This window comes from Mycobacterium sp. E1386 (assembly GCF_001672745.1).
Classification (GTDB): domain Bacteria; phylum Actinomycetota; class Actinomycetes; order Mycobacteriales; family Mycobacteriaceae; genus Mycobacterium.
On record NZ_LZKH01000099.1, the window covers coordinates 37,872 to 45,873 of the forward strand.

General features: G+C 66.1%; 10 protein-coding genes. 6 read left to right on the forward strand and 4 right to left on the reverse strand.

From position 1 onward, the window contains the following. Nucleotides 1-112: 112 nt before the first annotated feature. Nucleotides 113-1,111 carry a D-2-hydroxyacid dehydrogenase family protein gene (locus A5709_RS11630; RefSeq protein ID WP_068119974.1) on the forward strand — a complete coding sequence of 333 codons (999 nt, stop codon included), beginning with the start codon at nt 113-115 and terminating at the stop codon, nt 1,109-1,111. Here the strand turns inward: A5709_RS11630 and A5709_RS11635 are convergent, their stop codons facing one another. The 3 genes from A5709_RS11635 to A5709_RS11645 are packed head-to-tail and all read right to left on the reverse strand — an operon-like array spanning nt 1,112 to nt 3,569. Next, nucleotides 1,112-1,723, reverse strand: a complete 612-nt coding sequence (locus A5709_RS11635; protein WP_068119975.1) for a TetR/AcrR family transcriptional regulator — start codon at nt 1,721-1,723, stop codon at nt 1,112-1,114. It lies immediately after the preceding gene. Further along, nucleotides 1,720-2,493 (reverse strand): SDR family NAD(P)-dependent oxidoreductase, encoded by a 774-nt coding sequence (locus A5709_RS11640; RefSeq protein WP_068119978.1) that lies wholly within the window; start codon nt 2,491-2,493, stop codon nt 1,720-1,722. The genes A5709_RS11635 and A5709_RS11640 overlap by 4 nt, the downstream gene beginning before the upstream one ends. Continuing rightward, nucleotides 2,490-3,569: a dihydrodipicolinate reductase gene (locus tag A5709_RS11645; protein WP_068119992.1), complete on the reverse strand. Its 1,080-nt coding sequence runs from the start codon at nt 3,567-3,569 to the stop codon at nt 2,490-2,492. The genes A5709_RS11640 and A5709_RS11645 overlap by 4 nt, the downstream gene beginning before the upstream one ends. A 105-nt stretch (nt 3,570-3,674) precedes the next feature. Here A5709_RS11645 and A5709_RS11650 point away from each other — a divergent pair, with 105 nt between their 5' ends. Together A5709_RS11650 and A5709_RS11655 are read left to right on the forward strand one after the other, a co-directional pair. Then, complete coding sequence (locus A5709_RS11650; RefSeq protein ID WP_068119980.1) at nt 3,675-4,532, forward strand: SDR family NAD(P)-dependent oxidoreductase; 858 nt, start codon at nt 3,675-3,677, stop codon at nt 4,530-4,532. 8 nt (nt 4,533-4,540) lie between these two features. Beyond that, the gene (locus A5709_RS11655; protein ID WP_068119982.1) at nt 4,541-4,927 is read left to right on the forward strand and encodes a DUF1330 domain-containing protein; all 387 of its coding nucleotides are present in this window, start codon (nt 4,541-4,543) and stop codon (nt 4,925-4,927) included. 1 nt (nt 4,928) lies between these two features. Here the strand turns inward: A5709_RS11655 and A5709_RS11660 are convergent, their stop codons facing one another. Further along, the gene (locus A5709_RS11660) at nt 4,929-5,477 is read right to left on the reverse strand and encodes an adenosine-specific kinase (protein WP_369827311.1); all 549 of its coding nucleotides are present in this window, start codon (nt 5,475-5,477) and stop codon (nt 4,929-4,931) included. Nucleotides 5,478-5,550: 73 nt separating this feature from the next. On the opposite strand from A5709_RS11660, the gene A5709_RS11665 reads away from it, so the two are divergent. From A5709_RS11665 to A5709_RS11675, 3 genes are all read left to right on the forward strand, one after another. Continuing rightward, nucleotides 5,551-6,906 (forward strand): wax ester/triacylglycerol synthase family O-acyltransferase, encoded by a 1,356-nt coding sequence (locus A5709_RS11665; protein WP_068119983.1) that lies wholly within the window; start codon nt 5,551-5,553, stop codon nt 6,904-6,906. Between the two features lie 4 nt (nt 6,907-6,910). Next, nucleotides 6,911-7,396 (forward strand): NUDIX domain-containing protein, encoded by a 486-nt coding sequence (locus A5709_RS11670; RefSeq protein WP_068119985.1) that lies wholly within the window; start codon nt 6,911-6,913, stop codon nt 7,394-7,396. Nucleotide 7,397: 1 nt separating this feature from the next. Next, on the forward strand, nt 7,398-8,002 hold a 605-nt coding region (locus tag A5709_RS11675), incomplete at its 3' end, for a haloalkane dehalogenase (protein ID WP_068119986.1).

Genomic DNA, 8,002 nt, shown 5'->3' on the forward strand with positions numbered 1-8,002 from the left:
TGGTGGCGGGTTGAAGGCCGTCAGTGCGCCACCGATCGTCCATATCGCCGCGATCAGGATCAGGTCGAGCCGACGCATCACCAGACCAAGGGTCGGGTGCTTCAATGGGGAGATGGGTGACCTCACGCCCCAGGTGGCGATCCTGGACGATTACGCCGGCGCGGCCCTGCGGCTTGCGGACTGGTCACCGGTGCAAAACCGGTCCCGCATCACAGTTTTCGACCGGCACCTGTCCGAGGACGAGGCGGCGGAAGAGCTGCGGCCGTTCGATGTGATCTGCACCCTGCGCGAACGGATGGCGCTACCACGAACGCTGCTCGCGCGGCTTCCGAACCTGAGACTGATCACGATCGTCGGAAGAAGCCTGCCCAACCTGGACCTGGGTGCGGCGACAGAGCGGGGCATCCTCGTCGCCCATACCGACTTCGCCCATCCGCGATTCCGATCCGTGCACGACGCCACCCCCGAATTCGCCTGGGGATTGCTGATCGCCACGGTACGCAACCTGGCCGAGGAACACCGGCGGATGCGAGGCGGCGGCTGGCAGGTGACGACGGGTCTCACGCTGTCCGGCAAGACGCTCGGCTTGCTGGGCCTCGGCCGAGTGGGCAAGCGGATGGCCGAATACGCGAAAGTCTTTGGCATGGAGGTCATCGCGTGGAGCCAGAACCTCACCGCCGACGCCGCCGCGGCGGCCGGCGCGCGCCGGGTCGAGAAGAAGACGCTGTTCGAGGAGTCCGACGTGGTCTCCATCCACGTCGTCCTGTCGGAACGCACCCGTGGTCTGGTGGGTGAAGCCGAGCTGGCCCTGATGAAGCCGCAGGCATACTTGATCAACACGTCGCGGGGCCCGATCGTCGACGAGGCCGCGATGATCGCCGCCCTCGAAACCGGGCGGATTGCCGGCGCGGGGCTGGATGTCTATGACGTCGAACCGCTGCCGTCCGATCACCGATTGAGGCTGCTGCCGAATGTGACGCTGTCTCCACACCTGGGGTACGTCACTCGTGAGATGCTCGGTGCCTTCTACTCCGACACCGTGGAGGCGGTGGCCGCCTGGTTGGACGGGGCCCCCATCCGGATCGCGAACCCTGAGGCGTTTCGGGGTTGATCAGGTGCGTCTCCGTTTCCAGTGCGGGCTCTTGACCGCTTCGAGCGCTTCGGTGACGTAGCGATCCAGCGGCCACGGGCGACCGGACTGGCGTACCCATTGCTGGAAGCCGAAATCGGCTGCGGCGAAGGCGAGTTGGACCAGCAAGCCGGGGCGTAGGTCGACATCGGAGTTCACGCCCATGCGTTCGGCGATCAGCTTGGCCGCCCGCTCCTTGTCGGCGGGCGTGTGAACGGTCACCTTACGCAGCAGGTCGGGCGCCACCAGCAGCGCTTCTCGCCACTCGTCGGTGTCCGCCTGCTCGAACGATCGGGTCCGCGTGATGATGGCGTTGATCAGCGCGACATCGGGTGGCTCACTGGCGGGCCGCTGCTCGAGCAGGTTGACGATCGCCGCGCCGCCATGGCGAACGGGTGCGAGCAGCAGCTCTTCCTTCGTCGGCACGTGCCGGAAGAAGGTCCGCGGCGAAACGCCTGCGGCGGCGGCGATTTCTTCCGTCGTCACGGCGTCGTAACCGCGCTCGACGAAGAGCCGGAACGCCGCGCGCCTGATGTCGGCCCGGATCTGCGCGCGCTGCCGATCGCGCAGCGACTCTCCTCTGGGCAATGTCACCGGAAGCAGCCGATTCCGCCGTCGACGTGAATGGTCTGGCCGGTGATGAATGTCGCGTCGCTGCCCAGCAGGAAGGCGACCAGCGCGCCCACGTCGGTTCGGACATCCCCGATCCGCTTCATCGGCACGCGTCCCACGGCTTTCTCGTACTCCTTGGGCGCAAACGACTTCCAGAATTTGACCCCGTCCGATTCGGCGAACGGGCAGATGACGTTGACCCGGATGTTGTCGCGTCCCCACTCCAGAGCGGCGACCTTCGACAAGCCCCGGATGGCCTCCTTGGCGGCGGCATATCCGCCCCATTTTGGTTCGCCGCCGGTGCCCGTCCCGGATCCGAGATTGACGATCGACCCGCCGCCCGCCTCGACCATAACGGGATGAACGGCCTGCATGAGCAGGAACGTCGCCCGCGGGCCGACGTCGTGACCGAGCGCGAAGTCCTCGGTGGTGATATCGACGAACGCCTTGGGTTCGTTGGTGGCGATCGCATTGTTGACCAGGCCGTGCACCGTGCCGAAGGCGTTGACCGCGGCCGTCACAATCCGTCGGGCGCTGTCCGGGTCGCGCAAGTCGGCGGTCAGCTTCTCGACGCGTCCCAACGATGACAGCTCGTCGGTTGTCTTGCCCAGCAACTCCTCTTGGATGTCGACCAGCAGCACCGCCGCCCCGCGTTCCAGCAGCGCGGCCGCGGTGCCCTTGCCCACGCCCTGGGCGGCGCCGGTGACGATCGCGACGTGGTCGCGCAGCGAGGAGGGATGGCTGTAGGTCATGAGGAGGCGAGCGCGGGTGCCGGGCGGCCCGCGAACATGGGCAGGTCGAGGTAAGTCTTGATGCCGGGCTCGGCGGCGCAGACGTCGGGAATGGCGTTGACGCAGTGATTGGCCGTGGCCACCACGCCCGGATTCTTCACCAGCCCTTCGGCGATCGTCTCGGGCTGTAGACCCTTGAAGGTGAGGCTCACGGTGGGGTCACCGGTGATCTCGACCTCGAAGCGTTCACCCTTGCCGCCGAAATTCCAGGCCGGCTCCAAGTTCTCCTCACCCATCAGCCAGTTGACCGCCGCGGTGATGACCGGCTCGCCGTCGACCAGGGCCTGCCAACGGAACCGGCGCGCGGCCACGGTTCCGGTGGTGATCGGAAACGGCGCATAGTCGATGTCGGCGGTCGCGACGGCGACGTCCTGAATGGTCCTGATGTTCGGTTCGATACGAAACCCCATGTGGTCTGCGATCATTCGCACCGACTGCTTGAAGCCGGCGTCGAGCAGGCCGGCCATGGGCCCTTGCATTGCTTCCTCGGGGGTGCCGCCGAAGCCCATGATGTGGCGCACGACGTCCGGGGCGTTGTAGGTGCGGATGTCGGAGAATTCCTCGGCCCGGATGTGGGTGACCGCCGACGAGAGGGACGACAGCATGAGCGGGAATCGTTCGGTGATGCCGCCGGGGTGGATCCCGGAACCGTGCAGAGTTACGCCACCTTCCACCGCGGCGTCCGCGACGGCCTGGTGCCTGGGGTTACCCGGATCGGGGTACACCCAGCCGACCGGGGTGACGACGTTCTTGCCGGATCGCAGGATCGCGATCACCTCTTCGTCGTCGGGAATCAGCGGGCTGTACATGACGCAGTCGGCGTCCAGCGCCAGGATCTCGTCGATGCTGGAAGTGGCCGTGACACCGAGGTCCTGAATTCCGAGGATTCGCCCTACGTCGACCCCGTTCTTGTCGGCGCTGTGCACCCAGCAGCCCGCCAGCTCCAGCCGTGGATGGTTCAGGACGCACGCGATGGCCGCCTTGCCGACGCCTCCGGTCGCCCACTGAATGACACGAAGCTTGGACGGACTACTCATCTGCTGACCTCCGAATTGCATGCTTTACACGCCCACGACCGGACTGGCACAGTATGACCGGTTGACAGTGACTGTCAACATCCGACTGGAGTGGGAAGGCCTGTCATGAGCATCCTCGACGGCAAGGTCGCGATCGTCACCGGAACGAGCCGCGGCGTGGGCGTCGGCATCGCCCACGAATTGCTCCGTGCCGGCGCCACCGTCATCGGCTGTTCGCGTTCACCGCTGGACGCCATCCCCGGTTGCGAAACCGACTGGGCCGCAAGGGCCTTCCAGAAGGTTTGTGACCAAGGGGACTACCGCGCGATCGACTCCTTCGTTGCCGAGGTCGTCGCCGAGCACGGCCGGATCGACATTCTGGTGAACAACGCCGGCGGGACCGTGCCGGCGCCGCACGTCGACAGCATTCCCGAGTTGGTGCAACGCATCCAGGGGGCGCCGGCCAGCGACGACGAGTACGAGCGAACGGCGCTGTTCCACGCGTACGCGGTGCAGATGAACCTGATCAGCCCGCTCTGGTTCGCCATCCGCGCCTACCGGCAGATGCGCACCCAAGAGGGCGTGGGCTGCATCATCAACATCTCCAGCGGCGCCGGGCATCCGGCGGGGTCGCCGACGTTGGTTTCCTACGGCGCGGCCAAGAGCGGGCTCAACCATCTCACCCGCTCGCTGGCCGAGGAGTGGGGACCCAAGGTGCGGGTCAATTGCATCGCGCTGGGACCGACGATGACCGAGAACTTCCGATCGTTCGTGCTGCCCAAGGACGACCCAACCGGCGCGAAGTATTTCGCCGCCGTCCCGCTGCGGCGTGCGGGTGATCCCGCGGAGGTGGGCAGGGTCTGCGTGTTCCTGGCCGGCGGCGAGGCCGACTTCGTCAACGGCACCACCATCGAGCACGACGGGGGCATGCTGCCCGGCGTGCTGTACGAAGCGGGCCTGAAGACCATCACCGATCTGCTCTAATCGTCAACATGAGCAGTTCCTTGGAGCCCACCCGCGAGCAGTTCACGGCCCTGGCCACCCGGCCGGCCGACGCACCGGTGGTGATGGTCAACTTGTTGAAGTTCAAGACGCCGGGTGGTCTGGAGTCCTACCAGCGCTACGGGCAGGAGGTCGCACCGCACCTGCAGCGGGTGGGTGCCACCGTCCGCTACGCGGGAACCGCGCCGGCCTTCGTCATCGGCGATGGCGAAAAGCCTTGGTGGGACGCCATTCTCATCGTCGAGTACCCGACGCCGCAGGCGTTCATCGACATGGTGACCACCGCCGAGTACGCGGCAGTGCACGAACATCGCGCCGCCGGTTTGGACCGCGGTGACCTCATCGCGACGTCAGCGTGGTCACTCGCGGCCGACTGACTCAGAGCTTGTAACCGATGGCGCGCAGCAAGTCGTGGCGTTCGGCCGCGTCGCTGTCGCCTTCCACTCCGAGGGGAGTCTGTCCGTCGATGACGCCCACGATGCCGCGACCGTGCGGGGACACCGCAACAATGACTTCCACTGAATTGGCTGTGGCGCAGTAGATCCCGCAGACTTCGGGCACCGCTTTCACCGGGTTGAGGACATTGACCGGAAAGCCCTCACGCAAGAAGATCACGAAGCTGTGTCCGGCCGCGATGGCCAGCGCGGCGCGAGTTGCCAGTTCGACCAGGTCCGCGTCGTTGCCGCTGCGGCGAACCAACCGCGGCCCGGACGCCTCGCAGAAGGCCACTCCGAACCGCAGCGACGGGCTCACTCCGGCCAGGGTCTCGTGCAGGTCTTCGACCGTTTTGATGAAATGCGCCTGGCCGATGATCACGTTGACATCCGCTGGCTTGTCAACGGCCACCACATCCCAGGTCAACGATCGCGTCGCCACCAACCCATGCTGCCACTCGGCGGCTGCCAGCCGGCTACGGGCTTTGGTCATTTATGCGCGGCCGAAAGACCGCGATGTTCGAAGAGCGCCTTCGCCCCGGCGTCCGTCGAGGTCTAATTGATGGATGGAATTGATGATGCCCACCGACGCGATATTTCTGCTGGGAGAGTCGCGGGAACATCCCATGCATGTGGGCGGTCTGCAGTTGTTCGAGTTGCCGGAGGGCGCCGGCCGCGGCTTCGTCCGTGACCTCTACGACCGCTTGGTGGCGCAGGATGATTTCCAGCCCACGTTCCGCAAGCATCCGGCGACGTTCGTCGGCGGAATCGCGAACCTGGGCTGGTCCTACGACAAAGATGTCGACATCGACTACCACGTCCGGCGCTCGGCGGTGCCCTCGCCCGGGCGTATCCGTGAACTGCTCGAGTTGACCTCGCGGTGGCACAGCAGCCTGCTCGATCGTCATCGCCCGCTGTGGGAAACGCACATCATCGAGGGACTCAAGGACGGCCGGTTCGCCGTCTACACGAAGATCCACCACGCACTGATCGACGGCGTCTCCGCGCAGAAGCTGATGCAGCGCGCGTTGTCGACCGACCCCGACGATCGCGAGATCCGCGCCCCGTGGAGCCTGCCCAAGAGCAAGCGCAAGAGGAACCCGGTGAGCCCCCTGACTTCGGCGCTGCATGCGGCGGGATCCCTTGCGGCGCTTGCCCCGTCGACGCTCTCGCTGGCCCGCGCGGCGCTGTTCGAGCAGCAGCTGACCCTGCCGTTCGGGGCCCCGCGCACCATGCTGAACGTCAAGATCGGCGGCGCGCGCCGCTGCGCGGCACAGTCATGGTCGTTGGACCGCATCAAGAGCGTCAAGAAGGCCGCCGGCGTGACCGTCAACGATGTCGTGCTGGCGATGTGCTCGGGCGCCCTGCGCTACTACCTGCTCGAGCAGAACGCGTTGCCGGACACCCCGCTGATCGCGATGGTCCCCGTGAGCCTGCGCACCGAGGAGGAGGCCGACGCCGGGGGCAACCTCGTCGGCGCCATCCTGTGCAACCTCGCCACCGATACCGACGATCCCGCACAGCGATTGCAGACCATCAGCGATTCGATGCGCAGCAACAAGAAGGTGTTCTCGCAGTTGCCTCGTTTCCAAGCGCTGGCGCTGTCCGCCGCCAATACGTCAGCGCTCGCTTTGGCGGCGGTCCCCGGTTGGGTGGCGTCGACGTCGCCGCCGTTCAACATCATCATTTCGAACGTGCCGGGGCCCACCCAGCCGATCTACTACGGGGGCGCTCGCCTCGACGGAAACTATCCGCTGTCCATCGCGCTCGACGGACAGGCGCTGAACATCACGCTGGCCAACAACGCCGGAAACCTGGACTTCGGTCTGGTGGGATGTCGGCGCAGCGTGCCGCACCTGCAGCGGCTGCTCGCGCACCTCGAGTCATCGCTCAAGGACCTGGAACGCTCGGTCGGGTCCTGAGGGAATGCCGAAGCTCAGTGCGGGCGTGCTGTTGTACCGGACCCGCGACGGCGTCGTCGAAGTCCTGATCGCCCATCCGGGAGGCCCTTTCTGGGCGCGAAAAGACGACGGGGCGTGGTCGATTCCCAAAGGGGAGTACGCCGAGAGCGACGATCCGTGGACCGCCGCGCGACGCGAGTTCTCCGAAGAACTCGGGCTTTCGGCGCCGGGCGGGGAACGGCTGGACCTCGGCCAGCTCAAACAGTCCGGCGGCAAGGTAGTCACCGCCTTCGCCGTTTGCGGCGACCTGGACGTGACCGAAGCGCGCAGCAACACCTTCGAATTGGAATGGCCGAAGGGTTCGGGCAAGTTGCGCGAGTTCCCGGAAGTCGATCGGGTGGGCTGGTTTTCGGTGGCGCAGGCGCGCGTCAAGCTGCTGAAGGGGCAACTCGGATTTCTGGACCGGTTGATGGCGCATCCAGATTTGGCAGGGTTACACGAAGGGACCTGACATGCAGACGTTACGCACACCCGACGAGTCGTTCGACCGCGTACCCGACTTTCCGTATGCGCCCAGGTATTGCGAAATATCGGACGGCGAAGGCGGGACGCTGCGGGTCGCCTGGGTGCAAGACGGTCCCGAGCGAGCCGACCCGATCCTCATGCTGCACGGCGAACCGTCGTGGTCTTTCCTGTACCGCAAGATGATTCCGGTACTTGTCGCCGCCGGACACCGGGTTATCTGCCCCGATCTGGTCGGGTTCGGTCGCTCGGACAAACCCACCCGCCGCGAGGATCACAGCTACGCGCGCCACGTCGAATGGATGCGCGCGGTGGCCTTCGATGTCCTCGACCTTCGAGACGTGACCCTCGTCGGCCAGGACTGGGGCGGGCTGATCGGTTTGCGCCTCGCCGCCGAACACCCCGACCGATTCTCCCAGCTGGTCGTGGCCAACACCGGTCTGCCGACCGGGGAGCAGCCGATGCCCGACGTCTGGTGGCGATTTCGCGAAGCGATCACCACCGCGCCGGAGCTACACGTCGGCGCGTTCGTGCAGGGCGGATGCCGCAAACCGATGAGCGACGACGTACGCGCAAGCTATGACGCGCCGTTTCC